The organism is Patulibacter ginsengiterrae, assembly GCF_056269115.1.
On record NZ_JBWDOG010000001.1, the window covers coordinates 251,464 to 269,603 of the forward strand.

The 18,140-nt window shown below is 72.8% G+C and carries 13 protein-coding genes; 5 read left to right on the forward strand and 8 right to left on the reverse strand.

Annotated features, from left to right (window positions below):
• Positions 1-6 precede the first annotated feature (6 nt).
• Positions 7-2,127, forward strand: a complete 2,121-nt coding sequence (locus ACVUH9_RS01105) for a PKD domain-containing protein (protein WP_475753095.1) — start codon at positions 7-9, stop codon at positions 2,125-2,127.
• A 44-nt stretch (positions 2,128-2,171) separates the two neighbouring features.
• Here the strand turns inward: ACVUH9_RS01105 and ACVUH9_RS01110 are convergent, their stop codons facing one another.
• The gene (locus ACVUH9_RS01110) at positions 2,172-3,263 is read right to left on the reverse strand and encodes a DNA cytosine methyltransferase (protein WP_475753097.1); all 1,092 of its coding nucleotides are present in this window, start codon (positions 3,261-3,263) and stop codon (positions 2,172-2,174) included.
• A 228-nt stretch (positions 3,264-3,491) separates the two neighbouring features.
• Here ACVUH9_RS01110 and ACVUH9_RS01115 point away from each other — a divergent pair, with 228 nt between their 5' ends.
• Together ACVUH9_RS01115 and ACVUH9_RS01120 are read left to right on the forward strand one after the other, a co-directional pair.
• Entirely contained in the window at positions 3,492-3,911 is a 420-nt protein-coding gene (locus ACVUH9_RS01115; protein ID WP_475753099.1) for a very short patch repair endonuclease, read from the forward strand.
• Between the two features lie 109 nt (positions 3,912-4,020).
• Positions 4,021-5,151 (forward strand): restriction endonuclease, SacI family, encoded by a 1,131-nt coding sequence (locus ACVUH9_RS01120; RefSeq protein ID WP_475753101.1) that lies wholly within the window; start codon positions 4,021-4,023, stop codon positions 5,149-5,151.
• A gap of 154 nt (positions 5,152-5,305) precedes the next feature.
• On the opposite strand, the gene ACVUH9_RS01125 is transcribed toward ACVUH9_RS01120, so the two are convergent.
• From ACVUH9_RS01125 to ACVUH9_RS01150, 6 genes are read right to left on the reverse strand one after another with little or no spacing between them, the layout of a single operon-like run.
• Positions 5,306-6,223: a hydroxymethylglutaryl-CoA lyase gene (locus tag ACVUH9_RS01125; protein ID WP_475753103.1), complete on the reverse strand. Its 918-nt coding sequence runs from the start codon at positions 6,221-6,223 to the stop codon at positions 5,306-5,308.
• A 4-nt stretch (positions 6,224-6,227) separates the two neighbouring features.
• A complete protein-coding gene (locus ACVUH9_RS01130) occupies positions 6,228-7,496 on the reverse strand; it encodes a hydroxymethylglutaryl-CoA reductase, degradative (protein ID WP_475753105.1) in 1,269 nt (422 codons plus the stop codon).
• Positions 7,493-8,338, reverse strand: coding sequence for an enoyl-CoA hydratase/isomerase family protein (locus ACVUH9_RS01135; RefSeq protein ID WP_475753107.1), 846 nt, complete (start codon positions 8,336-8,338; stop codon positions 7,493-7,495). The genes ACVUH9_RS01130 and ACVUH9_RS01135 overlap by 4 nt, the downstream gene beginning before the upstream one ends.
• A complete protein-coding gene (locus ACVUH9_RS01140) occupies positions 8,339-9,601 on the reverse strand; it encodes a CaiB/BaiF CoA transferase family protein (protein ID WP_475753109.1) in 1,263 nt (420 codons plus the stop codon).
• On the reverse strand, positions 9,598-11,772 hold the full coding sequence (locus ACVUH9_RS01145) for a hydantoinase B/oxoprolinase family protein (protein ID WP_475753111.1): 2,175 nt from the start codon (positions 11,770-11,772) through the stop codon (positions 9,598-9,600). The genes ACVUH9_RS01140 and ACVUH9_RS01145 overlap by 4 nt, the downstream gene beginning before the upstream one ends.
• 20 nt (positions 11,773-11,792) lie before the next feature.
• Positions 11,793-13,850 (reverse strand): hydantoinase/oxoprolinase family protein, encoded by a 2,058-nt coding sequence (locus ACVUH9_RS01150; protein ID WP_475753113.1) that lies wholly within the window; start codon positions 13,848-13,850, stop codon positions 11,793-11,795.
• A 132-nt stretch (positions 13,851-13,982) separates the two neighbouring features.
• Between ACVUH9_RS01150 and ACVUH9_RS01155 the strand changes: the two genes are divergently transcribed.
• Positions 13,983-15,926: a helix-turn-helix domain-containing protein gene (locus ACVUH9_RS01155; RefSeq protein ID WP_475753115.1), complete on the forward strand. Its 1,944-nt coding sequence runs from the start codon at positions 13,983-13,985 to the stop codon at positions 15,924-15,926.
• Between the two features lie 69 nt (positions 15,927-15,995).
• Here ACVUH9_RS01155 and ACVUH9_RS01160 read toward each other — a convergent pair whose 3' ends face one another.
• Positions 15,996-16,457, reverse strand: coding sequence for an MEKHLA domain-containing protein (locus ACVUH9_RS01160; protein ID WP_475753117.1), 462 nt, complete (start codon positions 16,455-16,457; stop codon positions 15,996-15,998).
• Positions 16,458-16,718: 261 nt separating this feature from the next.
• Here ACVUH9_RS01160 and ACVUH9_RS01165 point away from each other — a divergent pair, with 261 nt between their 5' ends.
• On the forward strand, positions 16,719-18,140 hold the full coding sequence (locus ACVUH9_RS01165; protein WP_475753119.1) for an FAD-binding oxidoreductase: 1,422 nt from the start codon (positions 16,719-16,721) through the stop codon (positions 18,138-18,140).

Sequence of the window (18,140 nt, forward strand, 5' to 3'; positions counted from 1 at the left end):
AGGCGGATGCCATCGTCCCCCAGTGCCCGCCGGCGTTCGTCGGTCCCCCGCCATCATCTGGCCCCAGGTCGCGCGCCGTTCGCCGTCGCGCTCTCGTCGCTCGCGCTGCTCGGCGCGCTGCCGACCGCCGCGCACGCCGCCGGCTGGGTGAACGGCCCCCGCTTCACGGTCGCCGCGGGGAGCATCGGCGGGGACTTCGTCGAAGCGCCCGACGGCTCGTCGACCGCCACCTGGTTCAGCGGGAGCGAGGAGTTTCCGCCTGTGCTCCAGGTGCAGCACGCGCGGCCCAACGGCAGCGTCGACGCGCCGCTCACGTTGGGTGCCGGGGCCTCCCCCGCCATGGCCACGTCGACCACCAACATGACCGCGGTGGCGTGGATCGGCGGCAACCTCTCGGACGGCGATCGGACCGTGCGCGTCACGCTGCTGGACGCCAGCGGCGCGGTCGTCCGCAACACCGCCGTCGCGACGCTGACCGCGGACGAGGCGGGCAGCTCCCCGTCCGCCGACGTCGCCCTCGACGCGGCCGGGAAGGCGACCGTCGTCTGGACGCGCGTGAACCCGGAAAGCTCGGCGATCGAGGTCGTCGCCGCCAACGTGCGGCCCAACGGGGCCTCCAGCACGCCGACGCTGCTCGGCGAGAGCATCGACGACCCGGCGACCCGTCCCACCGTCGCCTCTGCCCCGGGCGGAACGGCCTGGGCGGGATGGATCACGCCCGACGCCAGCGTCGAGGTCACCCGCCTGACCAGCAGCGGCGGGGTCGACGTTCCCGCCACCCAGGTGTCGGCAGACGACGACCGCGCGTCGGCCTTCCACCTCGCAGCGTCGGCGGGCGGCGCCGCGATCGCCTGGGCGGTGCCGGACCCCTTGGGCGAGGCCGACCCCAGCGGCTTCACCCTGGCGCAGATCGCCGGAGCTCGCCTGACCGCCGACGGGCCGCTCGTCGGCGCCCCCTTCGGCGCCGCAGGGGCGGTCGACGTCTCACCGGGAGGCATCTTCGGGACCGGCATCGGTCTCGCGGTCGGCCCCAACGGCACCGTCTCGCTCGGGTGGACCCGAGCCGACAGCGGGGCAGGCGGGCTGACCGCGGTCCTGAGCCGCTTCGCCCCCGGGCAGGCGACCGCAGCCGCCGCGCGCCTGAGCCGGTCGAACGCGCTGGGGTCGTTGGCGCCCACGTTCGGTGCCGCGCCGGACGGCTCGCTGCTGGCGAGCTGGCTCCGGATCGGCGGCGTGGAGGCCGCCGGCGTTGCCGGCGTGCGCGTCGCGCCCGACGGCACGATCGGAACCGCCGCGAGCACGCTGACGAGCGCGCCGCTCGATCCCGGCTTCCTTCCTCCGCGACTGATGCCGCAGGCCGACGACCACGGCGCCGGGATCATCGGCGTCGGCACGTCCTTCCCGGGCGGGGGCATCGACTGGAGCTTCAGCGCCTTCCGCCTCGACGTGGTCGGACCGACCGTCACCGTCGACGCGCCCTCGACCGCGGTCGCCCAGACCCCGGTGCGCCTCACCGGGACGGTCGCCGACCCGGACGCCCCGCTGACCTGGGACTTCGGCGACGGCAGCACGGCGACCGGCCTGAGCGTCAACCACGCCTTCGCTGGTCCCGGCTCCTACACGGTCACGGCGCGCGCGACCGACGACGTCGCCAACGAGACCGTCGTGACGCGCAAGATCACGGTGACCCCGGTGCCGACCGGCGGGCCCAGCATCGACACGGGCGGAACCACGCCCCCGCCGCTGGCCTCACTGCCGACGCCCTCAGCGGCCGGTCTGCGGGTCTCGAAGGCGATTCGGAAGGGCGCGCGGGTGACGGTCACCGGCACGATCAGCTCGCGGGCGACGGGCAAGGTCACGATCGCCTACGCCCAGAAGGTCGGCCGCAAGACGATCCGCGTCAAGAGGACGGCCACCGTCGCCAAGGGTCGCTGGCGCACCACGCTGGCCTTGCCCCGCACGCTCACCCGGGGCAAGGCGGCCCGCGGCAAGGCCGCCGTCACGGTCAGCTTCGTCGGCACCGTCGCGGTCAAGCGCGCGACCGCCAAGCGCGCCGTCTCGATCGCCAAGGTGAAGAAGCCGAAGAAGGCCAGGACCAAGGCTTCGGAGCAGCGGCCCCGCGGTTAGCCGTCGGCTACCGGCCGCAACGGACGACTGAGGGCGATCGGGAATCAGGCGGCGACGAGAACTGGGTCCTCAAGGCCACCGACCTCCCGCCCGCTGTCGCGCCCATCGGAGTCTGCGAGGTGGAGGCGTACTGCCTGCGCGACGGCGTGCGCGAGGTTCGGCGGCACGGCGTTGCCGATCTGGCGATAGCGCGCGCCCTGAGGTCCCTGGAACTCCCACGTAGCCGGGAACGTCTGCAGGACGGCGGCCTCCTGGACCGTGATCCGCCGCATCCGCTTCGGCGCGCGCTTCAGCGGCGGCTTCCCTGCCACCAGACGAGCGTGGTACTCGACGACCCACGGTGTCGCGCCATGATCCAACTCGTCCTGGTCCAGGATCGGGGTCGCATTGCCGCCCATCGACGCTGGCAGCGTCTTCGCTGCCCCGTCGAGCTGCAGCGGCCGGCCGGAGCCGTTGAACAGCAGGCTCCCTTTGTACGCGCTCGGCCTCATCACCGGAAGCCGCGCCGGAACGACCCGCGCGGTGCAGACCCCATCGTTGCCGGGCCTCCCCACCCGGGGCAGCACGCTCAACGCCTCGCGAACAGTCGGCGGCCGATCAGCAGTCGTCGTCGGTGGCTCAGCTGGAGAACCGGCGCGGTAGCCGATGAGGAACATCCGCTCGCGTGCCTGGGGCACTCCGTAGTGAGACGCGTTCAGTACGAAGACCTTCGCGTGATACCCGAGCGCCTTGGCCCGCCGGAGCAATCCGTCGCGGACGTCGGCCCAGCGATCATTGACCGCGAGCGCCTTGACGTTCTCCATCACGAACGCCCGCGGCCCAAGGTCCTCGACGACGTTGAGAAAGTGGGAGACGTGCTGGCTCCGCTGATCGGACGGGTTCATCCGGCCGATCACCGAGAACCCCTGGCACGGAGGCCCCCCGATCACCACGTCTGGCCGAAGACCCGCAGGCGGGTCGTGCTCCAGGACATCGCCGCAGATGGCGTGATCGACGATGTTGCGGTTGTAGGTGTCTACGGCGTGACGGTCGAAGTCGATCGCCCACTGAAGTTCGAACCCCGCCCGCTGGAACCCAAGATCAAGGCCGCCAGCCCCACTGTAGAGGGACACGACGCTGTAGGCAGGAGAGGTCACGTGGACTGCATTGTTGCTCGCCCGGTGGACGGCTTCGAGGATCCGCGGCAACAGAGGGGCGTGCGGACCCTCGCTAGCGCTGCCGGTGACGAATGGCAACGAGCTCGGGCCGCATCGGGTGCGGACTGCTCGTGCTCTGGTGAGGGCGCTCGGCACCGTGCGACGATTCGACAGATGGGCTGCCGCGTACCACCGCCGCCGGCGAGCTCGCTGGCGGCTCGACGTGTGATGCAGGGCAATCGTGGCGCGGATACCGCTCCGGAGCTGGCGCTACGTCGAAGGTTGCATGCCGCTGGCCTGCGGTACCGGGTCAACTACGCGCCTGTCCCGGGCGTCCGATGTCGTGCAGACGTGGTCTTCACGCGAGCGAGGGTCGCGGTCTTCGTCGATGGGTGCTTCTGGCATTCCTGTCCGGAGCACGGAACCCGCCCGCGAGCCAACCGTTCGTACTGGGACGACAAGATCGCGGGAAACGTCGCGCGAGATCGCCGCAACGATGCCGAGCTCGCGACCGCAGGCTGGCAGGTCATTCGGATATGGGAGCACGAGGACCCTGGCCGTGGCGCCGAGCGCATCATCGCCGCATTGGACGCTGTTCCAGCGACAGCTCCGCCCGGTATGCCGTCGGCATCCAACGCCGACCGCTGACACCGAACCGGCAACGCCCCAGCGCGGCAGCGACATGCTCCCCTCCACGAGGGAGCGACAAGCCGCCGCCGGCTGCGATCAGCGTGGGAGTCGCCCACGAAGGAACGACGTGAGCCAGCGCGAATCCTGCGCTGTGGGCCGCACGATCGATCTGACCGCAGCACTACGTGTCCTGGAGGCCGCTGCGCGAAAGGCGCGAGACGCAGATCCCGCGAACCACGTCCAAGGACTCTGGGCCGACCGGACCCGCGAGGCCTTCCGCTGGCGAGGGAACCGAACCGCGGTGGCGGCTCTCGGGACGGCGCTCCTCGCCAAGGCGACCGATGGCGACATCGACGCCTTGAGCCTCAAGCCCGAGTCCGGAACCAACGGCTATGCCGCTCGAACACTAGCCCGGACCGTGCTCGCTGCTGGCCGCGAGAGCTACCGATATGCGCTGGGAACCCCAGCAAGCGACCCCTTGGCGAACTCGCCATGGTTCGGCGGTGACGTCCGGATCGACCTGATCACGAAGTGGCGTCCGAGCATGCGCGAGCCCGCCGGAGAGCTCGTCGCTTGGCTCTCAGGCCTCACCGCCACAGAGGCCCCCGATGCCCTCATCGGCTTCCTGCACGTCTGCATGCACCGGCACGACACCGATGTCGCCAGCAGAGCCGCCGGGCTCGTGTCCGGAGCGGTTCCGTCGGTCGCCGTGCTCGCCTCGACGCTCAATGCACTTGTCCTCGCGGATGCTGAGGAGGGCCGGCTCGGGACGGCTGTCTGCGCTGCCGCCTATTCCGCGGCTGGGCACGAGGTCGACGCGCGCGGCGTCAACGCTCCGGGCCAGACCGACATCGACGTCAAGCTGCCTTCCGGCGAGATCGCCGTCGGCATCGAGGTCAAGCAGAAGCCAGCTACAGCCCAGGATGCGCTGGACATCGCTGCCGGATCGGCAGCGATCGGCGGGAGCAAGGCGCTCCTCGTCGCACTTGACTCCCGGCAGGGTGCCCTCGACGATGATGGCTTGGCCACCAAGGCCGAGGCCAACGACGGAGTCGTGCTCGCCATCGACTACAGCGTCCACCAGGTCCTCCATCGGGCGATCTTCTCCTCGATGCTCACCCGAGTCGAGTTCCTTGACCAGTTCCCAGCCGAGTTGGCGCGGTGGCTCGCCGACCTTGGTGCCTCCGAAGGCGTGCGGCTACGTTGGAGAGCCACCGTCGAGCGGTGGGCCGACGACGGACCCGACTTTCGACTCTGAGCTTGGCTCCAGTAGATCGAGCTCAGGGGGTCCACCACGGACCTCGCGGGTGCTTCCGCGAGCTTGAGGCCACCGGCGGCGCGGCCGCGCGGGGCGGCGGCGGAGGTCTTCGCGCTGCCCGCGGCGGCTCGCCCCGGGTTCTGCTCCACACGTCCTACCGCGCCGCCCGCACCCGCGGGCCGGCCACCATCACCGGGCTCGGCAGCTCGCGACCGATCTGGTCGGCGAGCCGCGGCCCGAGCGCCAACAGCGGCGCGAGCTCGACGCCGGTGGTGATCCCGAGGTCGTCCGCGAGCAGGACCACGGCCTCCGTCGCGACGTTCCCGGCCGCGCCGGCGGCGAACGGCGAACCGCCGAGGCCGCCGATCGAGCTGTCGAACCGCGTCGCTCCGACCTGGAGCGCAGCCAGCACGTTGACGAGGCCGGTCCCACGCGTCTCGTGGAAGTGCAGGCCGACGTCGGATCCGGTCCGGTCGAGGACCTCCCAGACCCCGCGGGGCGTGGCCATTCCCGTCGTGTCGGCGAGCGTGAGGTCGTCGGCGCCGGCCTCCCGGCAGTCGCGGCAGAGCTGCTCGACGTCCGCCGCCGGGATCTCGCCCTCGTAGGGCGAGCCGAAGGCGCACGAGACCACGACGTCGACCGAGATGCCGGCGGCGTGCGCGATCGACGCCACCTCGGCGACCTCCGCCAGCGACTGGCCGATCGTCATGCCGACGTTGCGCTGGTTGTACGCAGCGGACGCCGAGATCGTGCAGGTCAGGGCGTCGACCCCGGCGGACACCGCGTCGCGGGCGCCCCGGGCGTTCGGGACCAGCCCGACCAGGGTCACGCCGTCGAGGCCCTGCAGCGCCCCGACCAGCTCGGCGCTTCCGGCCATCGCCGGAACCGCCCGTGGCGACACGAACGCCCCGACCTCGATCGTCCGCAGCCCCGCGGCGACGAGGCCGCGGACCAGGTCGCCCCGCTCCACGACCGGGATCGGCCGCTCCGACTGGAGGCCGTCCCGCGGCCCGACCTCCCGCAGGACGATCGCCTCCGGCAGCGACCACGGTCCCCGAACGGCGGCGGGCACCGGCTCAGGCTCCCCGCAGCTCCGCGACGATCCGCTCGGCGGCGTCGGCGCGGACCTGGCCCCCGGCGACCAGCCGGTCGACGACGGCGGCGACCTCGTCGGGCGTCGCGCCGGCGGACAGCGCCACGTTGCGCGCGTGGAGCTTCATGTGACCGCTCTGGATCCCCTCCGCGGCGAGCGCGCGGACGGCACCGATGTTCTGGGCCAGACCGACGGCGACGACGATCTCGGCCAGCTCGGCCGCGGTCTCGACCCCGAGCAGCCGGACGGCGGCGCGGGCGGTCGGGTGGGTCCGCGTCGCGCCGCCGACCAGGCCGACCGGCATCGGGACCTCGAGCGACGCGACCAGGTCGCCGTCGGCGTTGCGCTCGAGGTGCGACAGCGTGGAGTAGCGGCCGTCGCGCACGGCGTGGCTGTGGCAGCCGGCCTCTACCGCGCGGGTGTCGTTGCCGGTCGCGAGGACCACGGCGCTGATGCCGTTCATGATCCCCTTGTTGTGGGTGGCGGCCCGGTAGGGATCGTCGAACGCCAGCTGGTACGCGTCGAGCATCGCCTGGACGACGTCGGCGCCACCGAGGCGCTCCTGGGGGAACACGGCCCGGGCGCGGGCGACCCGGCGGTCGGCCATGTTGGAGAGGATCCGCAGCAGCACGCGGCCGCCGGCGATCTCCGCGATCCGCGGGGCCAGGGCCTCGGCCATCGTGTTGACCGCGTTGGCGCCCATCGCGTCGCCGACGTTCACCAGCAGGTGGACGACGACGTGGGTGCCGTTGGGGCCGGGGACCACGCGCACGTCGATGTCGCGGGCGCCGCCGCCGAACTTGACGAGGACGGGGTCCTGGTCGTTGGCGCTCTGGACGATCTCGTCGCGGTGCTCGAGCAGCCGCAGGCGCGCGCCGTGCGGATCGGGCACGCCGATCACCTGGATCTGGGCGATCATGATCGGCTCGCTGGTCGAGCAGAAGAACCCGCCCGTGTCGCGGGCGACGCCGGCCATGTTGCTGGCGGCGGCGACGACGGAGGGCTCCTCGGTCGCCATCGGCACCAGCCGGTCGCGGCCGTTGATCGTGAAGTTCGCGGCGACGCCGAGCGGCAGCGGGAGCACGCCGACGACGTTCTCGACCATGCCGTCGGCGAGCCGGAGGACGTCCGCGTCGTCGGTCTTGAGGTCCTCCAGGTCGCCGGCGTCCAGGCCGGAGGCGGTGACGATGCCGTCGAAGCGGTCGGCGGGGTCGAGCTTGTAGAAGCCCGGGATACGGCTGTTGACGCTCATCGAGAGTCCTTTGCGTCGGTTGGAGCGGCGTCGGGGCCGGACTCCGAAGGGGTGGGCAGAGCGGCGTCGGCGCGCGGCTCCGAAGGGGTGGCCGTGGCGCGCGCGGCGAACGCGTCGAGCGCGGCGCGGGCGTCGGGGCTGGTGAACGTCCGCTGGCCGTAGCCGGCCTCCTCGGCGAACGCCTGATCCAGCGGCAGGTCGGCGAGCACGCGGACGCTCTGCTTGATCGTCGAGAGCGCGGTCGGGCTCATCTCGACCAGCCGCCGGGCCCGCGCGAACGCGACGTCGCGCAGCTCCGCGGCGGGGACGATCTGGTTGACGATCCCGATCCGGTGCAGGTGCTGGGCGTCGAACCGCTCGGCGGTGAGCAGGAGCTCCATCGCGTGGGCGTGGGCGATCTGCCGCCCGAGCCGGACGAGGGTGCCACCGGCCGGCACGAAGCCCATCGCCGCCTCCGGGAACGCGAACGTCGCGGTGTCCGCGGCGATCCGGATGTCGGTGGCGAGCAGGATCTCGAACCCACCGCCCAGGCAGAGCCCGTTGACCGCGGCGACGATCGGCTTGTCCAGCGGCCGGTCCTTGATGTGGGCGGGGTCCCAGGCCGAGATGTCGATCCGGTCCGACGCCAGTGCCGGGATCGACTCGGTCAGATCCGCGCCGACGCAGAACGCGCGGTCACCGGTGCCGGTCAGGACGATCGCCCGGACCGTCTCGTCCTCGGCCGCGGCGTGCCAGGCCTCGCCCAGCTGGTCGTACATCGCGAGCGTGAGCGCGTTCAGCTTCTCGGGGCGGTCGAACCGGATCTCGGCGATCCCGTCCTGCACCTCGTAGGCGATCGACACTCAGATCACCCCCTGCTCGCGGAGCGCGGCGATCCGGTCGCCGTCCAGGCCGAGGCCGGCCGGACCGTAGACGTCGTCGTTGTGCTGACCGATCCGCGGCGCGCGGGCGTTGGGAGCGGCGGGGGTGCCGCTGAGCTTCACGGGTTGGCCGAAGAGCCCGAAGCTGCCGCCGGGGTACGCGACGTCGATGACCATCTCGCGGGCGGCGATCTGCGGATCGGCGACGACCTCGGAGACGTCCTTGACGGCGCTCAGCGGGATCGCGTCGCCGGCCAGCGCCTCGAGCTCGGCCTTGGTGCGCCCCGCGAACCAGGCCAGCACGATCGGCTCGATCCGCCGCTCGTAGGTCTCCTGGTCGAAGCGCTGGTCCATCGTCGCGATCTCGGGATCGTCGACGAGCTCCGGCTGCCCGAAGATCCGGCAGCTCTCGCCCCAGAGCTTCTGGGTGTAGCCGCCGAAGAAGACGTGGCCGTCGGCGCACGGGAAGAGGCCGTACGGGCGGACGAAGGGGTGGTCGTTGCCGATCGGCCCGCCGACCTTGCCGCTGGTCGTGTACTCCACGACGGCGGTCTCGGTCAGCGAGACGATCGCGTCCTGCTGCGAGATGTCGACGATCTGCCCCTGCCCGGTCCGCTCCGCCTCCCGCAGCGCGGCGGTGATGCCGAACGCCGCGTAGAGCGAGGCGGAGAGGTCGCCGATGATCGTGCCGACCCGGACCGGCGGCCGGTCGGGGTAGCCGTTGATCGACCAGAGACCGCCGGTGGCCTGCCCGCTGTTGTCGTAGGCGGGCTTGCGGGCGCTGGGGCCGTACTGCCCGAAGCCCGAGATGGCGGCGTAGACGAGCGCGGGGTTGACCTCCCGCAGCGCCTCATAGCCGACGCCGAGGCGGTCCATCGTGCCGCCCCGGAAGTTCTCGACGAGCACGTCGGCGCGCCGCACGAGCTCCCGCAACAGCTGCTTGCCCTGCTCGGACTTGAGGTCGAGGGTGATCCCGAGCTTGTTGCGGTTGTACTGGGCGAAGAAGCCGGAGAAGCGGTCCTCCCCCTCGCCGACGAACGGCGGGAAGTCCCGCGCGTAGTCCGGGTCGTTCGGGTTCTCGACCTTGATCACGGTCGCGCCCATGTCGCCGAGCAGCATCGACGTGTACGGCCCCGCCACCACGCGGGTCACGTCGAGCACCGTCACGCCGCGCAGCGGGCCCTGCTGGTTCGGCGCGCCCTCGAGCGCGCCGAGCAGGTCGTGCCAGGAGTCCGCCGCGGTCATGCGACAGCCTCGCGTACGACGACGCGCACGTCGAGCAGCGACCCGCAGTGGGGACAGAGGAACTCGACGACCGCGACGGCCTCGTTCGGGCGCGAGCGGATCCCGAGCTCGGCGAGTCGGTCGGCCGCGTCGGTCGTCCGCACGATCGCCTCGTCGGTCCACTCCTCGCCGCCGCCCAGCGCGCCGCCGCACAGCCGGCACTCCCAGCCCTCGGCGCTGCGCGCGACCGTCAGCGTGCCGCCGCCCTCGCGGGCGTCCAGCAGCCCGTCGATCGTGTCGATCCTCAGGTCCGCGACCTCGCGGCCGCCGAGGCGGTCGGAGCGCATCGAGCGGCGCAGCGCGACGGTCGCCCGATCGTCGACGTTCCAGTCGCGGCCGACGACGACCCCGAACGCCGACGCGGCCGCGTCGCGGGCGACGTACCCGTCGCGGGCGTCGCGGGCGACGGTCGCGGGGTCGCGCAGGAGCGGGTCCCCGTAGCCGCCGCCACCGGCGATCCGCTGCCGGAAGACGTCGCCGCGCCGGATCACCAGACCCTGCTCGATCAGCTCCAGCAGCTCGGAGGACTGCTCCCCGAGCGTGTCGGAGTGCGCGGCCGTCCCCTGCTCGAGGATCCGGTCGACGGGCACCTGGCGGAGGATCCGCTGCTCGCCCCCGCCCCCGGGGTAGCCGCCGCCGTAGCCGGCCGCGGGCACCTGGGCACACGGCACGAACACGGTGTGCAGGACCTCGTCGCCGCCCCACAGGGTCCAGGCGAAGTCGACGCCGAGGCCGCCGCGACGGCCGCCGGGGCCGCCGGTCGCGTCGTCCAGCCGCTTCCAGAGGTAGAGCACCGGGTACATCAGCTCGTTCATCTCGACGTCCGGCGCGCCGTTGCTGACCTGCGTGACCATGCCGGAGGCGTCGAGGCCGTCGCTGACGGTCTGCGCGCCGGCGCCCATCAGGCCGCCGTCCATGTTGAAGAGCACGAAGTACTCGCCGGTGTCGGTCCGGGTGCCGGCGGAGATGCCGCCGGTCCACGAGTCCGCCCAGACACCCTGGGTGCGGTCGCGCAACTCCGGCGCGTCGCTCTGCTCCACGATCTTGTTCAGCAGCGCGGTCACCAACCGGGTGACGCGGCCGCCGACGGTCAGGTGACCGTTGCTGGTCGGCGCCGGGATCGACGGGTTGACCATGCTCGCGTCGGGCGCGGTGATCGTGATCGGGTCCATCACGCCCTGGTTGAACGGCAGGTCCCACGCGAGGACCGGGTTCGTGCCGGTGGCGACGCTGCCGACCAGCGCGCCGTAGGAGCAGTTGACGAAGCCGGCGACCTGCGGGCTGGTGCCCGCGAAGTCGAACGTCAGCGTCTCGCCCGCGACGCGCGCCTCGCAGCGGATCGGGAGCAGGTCGGTCGTCTTGCCGTCGCCCTCCTGCCACTCGACGCCGGTGTAGACGCCGTCGGGCAGGCGGCCGATCCGCTCGGCGACGACCTCGCGGGCCGCCTGGATCGCCCGGTCCGCGTACGAGACGAAGGTGTCGCGGCCGAACTCGTCGATCGTGGCGGCCAGCCGGCGGGCTCCGGTGTTGTTCGACGCCACGAGGCTGCGGATGTCGTTCCAGAGGATGTCGGGCAGGCGGACGTTGTTCGTGATCAGCCGGCGGATCGACTCGACCGGTTCGCCGCCCTCGTAGAAGCGGACGCCCGGCGGCAGCCGCAGGGCCTCGGCGAAGCAGTCGATCGCGCCCGGCGCGAACCCACCGGGGTTCATGCCGCCGACGTCGAGCAGGTGCGCCTGGGACTGCGCGAACCCGACGACCACGTCCCCGTGGAAGATCGGCGTGATCACCGAGACGTCCGGCGGATGCGTCGATCCGGCGGTGTGCGAGTCGTTGCTGATGAACGCGTCCCCCGGGCGCATCTCGCTCGCCGGGACGACCTCCAGCAGGCCCTCGAGCGCCACCCGGGCGGAGCCGATGTGGAACTGCACGTAGTTCGAGTAGGCGTAGATGCGCCCGGTCGCGTCGAACAGCGCGGTGTTGAAGTCGCCGGACTCGGTGATGACCGGCGAGCCGGACGAGCGGATCATCGCGATCGCCATCTCCTCGACGATCGCGTCGAGGCGCATGCGGATGACCTCGAGCGTGACCGGGTCATGGCTCGTGGCGGTGGGGGTCGGAACGGTGCTCATGGCGTGCCCTTTCCCGGTCCTCAGGACCGGACGGGGAGGTCGATGACGTAGTTGCCCTGCTGATCGCGGGCGATCGTGGCCCCGTCGGGGACGTAGAGGCTGGTGTCGGGCTCCTCCACCAGGCACGGGCCCTCGCGGTGCTCGCCCAGCGGGACGCCGCGGTGCACGTCGACGGTCCGGCGCGTGCCGGTCATCGGCTCGACGATCTCGCGGGAGCGGACGGCGCTGCCGTCGACGAGCGTGCGGACCGGGGCGCCGCCGGCGGAGCCGAGGCGGCCGATGCCCTTCATCCGGACGTTGGTGACGAGGATCTCCGCCTCCGTCCAGGCGGTGCCGGACCCGAACTCGCGCTCGTAGTCGGCGATGAACCGGTCGCGCAGGTCGTCCTTGAGGTCCTCGGTCAGCGGGCCCGCGGGCAGGTGCGTCATGACCTCGAAGACCTGGCCGGCGAACTTCATGTCGGCCTCGCGGGCGACCTCGCGGGAGCCGACCGGGATCTGGTCGCTCTCGAACCAGCGCTCGATCCGCTCGCCGAGCGAGGAGAACGCGTCCTCCAGCGGCGCGATCTCGGACGAGAACGTCCAGGGCGTCGTCTGCACGCAGGTGAAGACCGAGTCGGAGTGCAGCAGCCCGAAGGCGGAGAAGACCGACGCGGCGGCGGGGATCACGACGCGGGAGACGTCGCACTCGCGCGCGATCTCGGCGGCGAACAGGCCGCACGCGCCACCGAAGGAGACCATCGCGAACTCGCGGGGGTCGTGGCCGCGGTTGACGGTCAGGGCGCGGATCGCGTTGGCCATCTGCACGGTCGTCAGGCGGTAGATCCCGGCGGCGGCCTCGTCGACGTCGTAGCCGAGCGGGCCGGCGAGCTTGTCGGTGATCGCCTGGAGCGCGCGGTCGCGGTCGAGCTTGATCGCGCCGCCGAGGAAGTAGTCGGGGTCGATCAGGCCCATCGCGACGGTCGCGTCGGTGACGGTGGGGTCCTCTCCCCCGCGGCCGTAGGTGGCCGGGCCGGGGACGGAGCCGGCGCTCTTGGGACCGACGCGCATCAGGCCGCGGGAGTCGACCCAGGCGATCGAGCCGCCGCCTGCGCCGATCGAGCTGATGTCGACGGCGGTCAGGGCGGTCGGGAACTCGCCCATCTCGGCCCGCGGCAGGACGCGGTACTCGCCGTCGGTGATGATCGCCGCGTCGAAGCTGGTGCCGCCCATGTCGGCGGTCACGAGCCGGTCGATGCCCAGCGCCTCGCCGAGCCGGCGGGCGCCCTCGACGCCGCCGACGGGGCCGGAGTTGAACATCTTGATCGGGGTCTTGGCGGCCTCGCCGACGGACACGAATCCGCCGTCGACCTGCATCAGCTTCACCGGCGTGGTCAGCCCACGCTCGGCCAGCGCCACCTCGAGCTCGTGGAAGTGCCCGGCGACGACCGGCTTGCACGCCGCGTCCAGGACGGTGGTGACGGTGCGCTCGTACTCGCGGTAGACGGGAGCCAGCTCGGACGAGAGCGTGACCGGCAGCTCGGGAGCGATCTCGGCGATCACCTCGGCGGCGGCGCGCTCGTTGGCGTCGTTCTTGAACGACCAGAGGAAGCAGACGGCGATCGCGGCGACGCCGCCGTCGACGAGCTCCTGGACCTGGGCCTTCAGGGCCGCACGGTCCAGGGCGGTGAGGACGGTGCCGTTGGCGTCGACGCGCTCGGCGACCTCGACGATCGACTCGCGGGCGACGATCTCCGGCGGCGGGGCCTGGGCGTGACCGTCGCGCGACGGTCCGCGCGCCGAACGGGCGATCCGCAGGGTGTCCTTGAACCCGGCGGTCGTCAGCAGCCCGACGGCGGGGAAGCGCAGCTCGTCGATCACGTTGGTGACGATCGTGTTGCCGAGCACGAACTTCGAGATCGACGAGAAGAACGTCGCCTCGTCGAGCTCCAACTGCTCCCGGATCCGCGAGAGGACGTCCAGGATGCCGCCGGTGACGTCCTTGGTCGAGTACGCCTTGGCGCGCACGACCTCGCCGCCCGCCGCGACCGCGGCGTCGGTGAAGGTGCCTCCGACGTCCACTCCGACTTCGATCTCCATGCGTGTCCTCTCTCCGGAAGGCGCCCCGTCGGCGTCCTCGCTTGCGGGACGCCAGCCAATCCCACCGCGACGCACCGAGCAATGTGGTGATCTCCATAGTGACGGCTTGCGAACGTGCAAGACTCCATACCGATGGCCACGACAGGTGCCGGGCGACACACGAGCACAGCGCCCACGGGGCTTGGCGACGCGGTCCGGCTCCTCGACGAGGACGGCACCACGGAGGACCTGCGGGCCGCTGCCCGGGCCCTCACCGCCTCGGGGCACCCCGAGGACGCCGATCGCGCGCTCCGGATCCGCGAACGGCTCGACCGCTTCCGCCGACGCGAGGCCGAGCTCGTCGCGTTGCAGGAGACCGCCCGCGACCTGATCCGCCTCCGCGACGTCGACCAGGCCCTCCAGGCGATCGTCCGCCGCGCCCGGCAGCTGCTCGCCGCTGACGTCGGCTACCTCTCGATCTACGACCCCGAGCGGTCCGACTTCTACGTGCGGGCCACCGAGGGTGCGGTCTCGGCCGACTTCCGGCGGATCCGGGTGCCGCAGGACGTCGGCATCTGCGGGGCGGTCGCCCACAGCCGCCTCCCCCAGTTCTCGTCCGACTACGCCGAGGATCGCCGCTTCACGCACGTCGGCGCGATCGACACCGGCGTGCTCGCCGAGGACATCGTCGCGCTGCTCGGCGTGCCGCTGCTCGTCGACCACGAGGTGATCGGCGTGCTGTTCGTCGCCAGCCGAACGGCACGGTCCTACACCCCGCAGCAGATCGCCCTGCTCGACTCGCTCGGCGCCCACGCCGCCGTCGGGATCGAGAACGCCCGCCTCTTCCAGGAGAGCACCGCGGCCCTGCGACGGGCCGAGAGCGCCAACGAGGAGCTCCGGGCCCGGACCGCCGACGTGCAGGCGGCGGCCGACGTCCACGAGCGGATCACCGCGCTGCTGACCACCGGGGGCGAGCTGGACGACGTGGCGTCGGTCGTCTCCGACGCGCTCGACGGGCCGGTCGAGATCTTGGACGCCCGACTACGCCCGATCGCGGCGTCGAAGGAGCGGCCGGGCGATGACGCGCTGCCGCGAACGCTCGGTGCGGTCCGGCCGGCGTGGAAGCGCGCCGCGGCGCAGGGGCGTGCGGTGCCGGTCGAGGAGCTCGGCGCGTGGCTGGCCTCGATCGGGACGCCCGACGACGCGCGTGGCGTGCTCGTGCTGCACCGCTCCGGACCGCTCGAGCAGCCGCAGCTGCGGACGCTGGAGCGCGCCGCGATGCTCGCCACGCTGGTGCTCGTCTCGCGGGAGCGGATCGCCACCGCCGAGCACCGCGCGCTCGAGGACCTCGTCGGCGACCTGCTCCGCCGACCCGGAGCCGACGCCGAGCGCGTGCGCGACGCCGCGCGCCGCCACGGGGTCACCCTGGAACGCCCGCTGGCGCTCGTCGTGCTGCGGACCTCGAGCACGCGTCACGGCGTCGGTCTGGAAGCCGCACGCGACGGCCTGGACGGGACGCCCGCGCTGACAGCCCTGCACGACGACGACCTCGTCGTGATCGTCGACGCCGATGCTGCCGACGCCCTCGCCCGTCGCGTGCACCAGGCGGTCCAGGAGGAGAGCACGGCGCCGGTGACCGCAGTCGTCTCCGCTGCCCTGGCGTCGCCCGACGACCTCCCCGAAGCGCACCGGCGCGCGGTCCGCTGCATCCAGCTGCTCGAGGGACTCGGAAGCGCCGGGGCGCTCGGCGAGGACCGCGACCTGTTCCCGTACGCCGCGCTGCTCGGCGACCACACCCCGGACGGCATCCGCGACTTCGTCGACCGCACGCTCGGCCCGCTGCTGCGCCACGACGAAGCTCGCGACGGCGCGCTCTCCCGCACCCTGCTGGTGCACCTGGATCAGGGGATGCGCACCGCGGCGGCGGCCGAGGCGCTGCACCTGCACCCCAACACGCTGCGCCAGCGGCTCGACAAGATCCGCCGGCTGCTGCCCGGGTGGGACGACCCGACCCGGCGGCTGGAGGTGCACCTCGCCCTCCGCGTCCGAGCGCTGCGACAGCGGCTCGATGGAATCGGCGGCGAGGCGATGGGCTGAGGCGAGGTCGCCCGGGGATCGCGGGCTGGCCCGTGACCCCGCGGTGCTGCTCCCGACCCCGGGCCGCGTTCAGACCGAGCCGGACCGGAAGGCCGCGGCCTGGCCGATCCGTCGGCCGTCGTCGTCCAGCACCGTCCAGATCCGGCCGTCGTTGATCCGGAAGCGACGGCCCGTGGTCGAGACGCGAACGCCGCTGTAGCCGCTCACGAGCCCGAGCTCGTCGGCACGGTCGAGCGCCCCGCGACGCTCCTCACGGGCGACGGGCTCGACGGTCCGGCTGGTCGCGAACGCCGGTGCGTCGGCGAGCGGCAGCTCGAACGCGGCAAGCGCCGCGGCGTTGGCGTAGATGCAGAGCGGATCGGGCCGGCTGTCGTGGGCCAGGACCGCGATCGGCGCGTCGAACAGCGCGCGGGCTCGTGCGGCCTCGTCGTCGGTCTCGACGTCGATCAGCTCCTCCCCCGCCCACTCCCGGTAGCTGCGCAGGAGCCAACCCGCTCGCGTCAGCAACTCGTCCTCGGTCCACGGCGGCATCCGCGAAAGATACGAGTTGGGCGGTCACGACCGTCGCGATCGGCGTGGCGATCGTCACGAACGCGGGCGCCGCACGAAGAGGGGGCCTGAGCCCCTTTTGCGCTCGTGGCGGGGCGCGATACGTTGCCGGCTTCCGCGACCGATCCGCCCTCAGCACTGCTCGCCGAGGCCCACATCCGCCGTCGGCCTGTCTGCCGTCCGCCCGGGGCCGCCGGCGCACCGCCGGTCACCGGTCGTGCCACCGAACCAGCCGGAGAGCCCGTGTCCACGACCGCCCCCAGCCCCCACCCCTCGCACGACGCCGACGGGACGATCGCCCGCCTACGCTCCCGTCTCCAGGGCTCGATCTCCGTGCCGGGCGACGCCGGCTACGCGCTGGCGACGCCCTGGAACCTGGCCGTCGCGGTCGCGCCCCGCGCCGTGATCGCGGCGGCGGGACCGCAGGACGTCGTCGAGACCGTCCGCGTCGCGAACGAGCTCGGCCTGCGCGTCGCGGTCCAGCGCACCGGCCACGGGACCGTCGCCACCGCCAACGGCGACGATGTCCTGCTCGTCCACACCGGGGAGATGGACGCGATCGAGATCGACCCGGCCACCGGCACCGCCCAGCTCGGCGCCGGCGCGATCTGGCAGCAGGTCATCGATGCGGCCGCCGTGCACGGCCTCGCCCCGGTGGTCGGTTCGACGCCGCACGTCGGCGTGGCCGGGTTCCTCACCGGCGGCGGAGTCGGCCCGCTCGTGCGGACCTTCGGACTCGCCTCCGACCGGGTCCGCGCCTTCGACGTCGTCACCGGCGACGGACGACTGCTGCACGTCACCCCCGACGAGCACCCCGACCTCTTCTGGGGCCTCCGCGGGGGCAAGGGGACGCTCGGGATCGTCTGCGGCGTCGAGCTCGAGCTGCTGCCGCTGACCGAGGTCTTCGGGGGCGCGCTCTACTTCGACGGCGAGGACGCCGCAGCGGTGCTCCACGCCTGGCGCCGCTGGGCCCCGACGCTGCCCGAGCACGCCAACACCTCCGTCGCCCTGATGCAGCTGCCGCCGCTGCCGGACGTCCCGCCGCCGCTGGCCGGCCGGCTGACCGTCGCCGTGCGGTTCACCAGCACCGCCGACGCCGACGTCTGCGAGCCGCTGCTGGCCGCGATCCGCGCCAGCGCGGAGCCGATCCTCGGGGAGATCGGGCCGATGCCCTACACGGCGATCGGCGCCGTGCACGGCGATCCCGTCGACCCGCTGCCCGGCCACGAGAACACCGCCCTGCTGCACGAGCTGCCGGCCGAGGCCGTCGATGCGCTGCTTGCCCTCGCCGGCCCCGGCGCGCGCTCGCCCCAGATCGTCGTCGAGCTCCGGCTGCTCGGCGGCGCCCTCGCCCGTCCGGCCGAGCACGCCAGCGCGTTCTGCCACCGCGACGCCGCGTTCAACCTGCTGACCGCCGGGGCGCTCGCCCCGGAGATCGCGGAGGTCGTCCCCGTCCACGCCGCCGCGATCATCGCCAGCGTCGAGCCGTGGACGACCGGAGGGCTGCTGCCGAACTTCGCCCCGTCGACGGACCCGGAGCGGATCGCCCGCTGCCACGACGAGCAGACCCACCGCCGGCTCGGCGAACTGGCCGAGCGCCACGATCCGGCCGGCGTCCTCCGCGTCGGGCACGTCGTCCGCCGCGCCGACGACGGAGACCGCTGA

What these genes read in the sequence shown, in the direction of transcription:
- ACVUH9_RS01105 (WP_475753095.1), top strand. Translation starts at nt 7, where the DNA reads ATGCCATCGTCCCCCAGTGCCCGCCGGCGTTCGTCGGTCCCCCGCCAT.
- ACVUH9_RS01115 (WP_475753099.1), top strand. Translation starts at nt 3,492, where the DNA reads ATGCAGGGCAATCGTGGCGCGGATACCGCTCCGGAGCTGGCGCTACGT.
- ACVUH9_RS01130 (WP_475753105.1), bottom strand. Translation starts at nt 7,496, where the DNA reads ATGAGCGTCAACAGCCGTATCCCGGGCTTCTACAAGCTCGACCCCGCC.
- ACVUH9_RS01140 (WP_475753109.1), bottom strand. Translation starts at nt 9,601, where the DNA reads ATGACCGCGGCGGACTCCTGGCACGACCTGCTCGGCGCGCTCGAGGGC.
- ACVUH9_RS01145 (WP_475753111.1), bottom strand. Translation starts at nt 11,772, where the DNA reads ATGAGCACCGTTCCGACCCCCACCGCCACGAGCCATGACCCGGTCACG.
- ACVUH9_RS01150 (WP_475753113.1), bottom strand. Translation starts at nt 13,850, where the DNA reads ATGGAGATCGAAGTCGGAGTGGACGTCGGAGGCACCTTCACCGACGCC.
- ACVUH9_RS01155 (WP_475753115.1), top strand. Translation starts at nt 13,983, where the DNA reads ATGGCCACGACAGGTGCCGGGCGACACACGAGCACAGCGCCCACGGGG.
- ACVUH9_RS01160 (WP_475753117.1), bottom strand. Translation starts at nt 16,457, where the DNA reads ATGCCGCCGTGGACCGAGGACGAGTTGCTGACGCGAGCGGGTTGGCTC.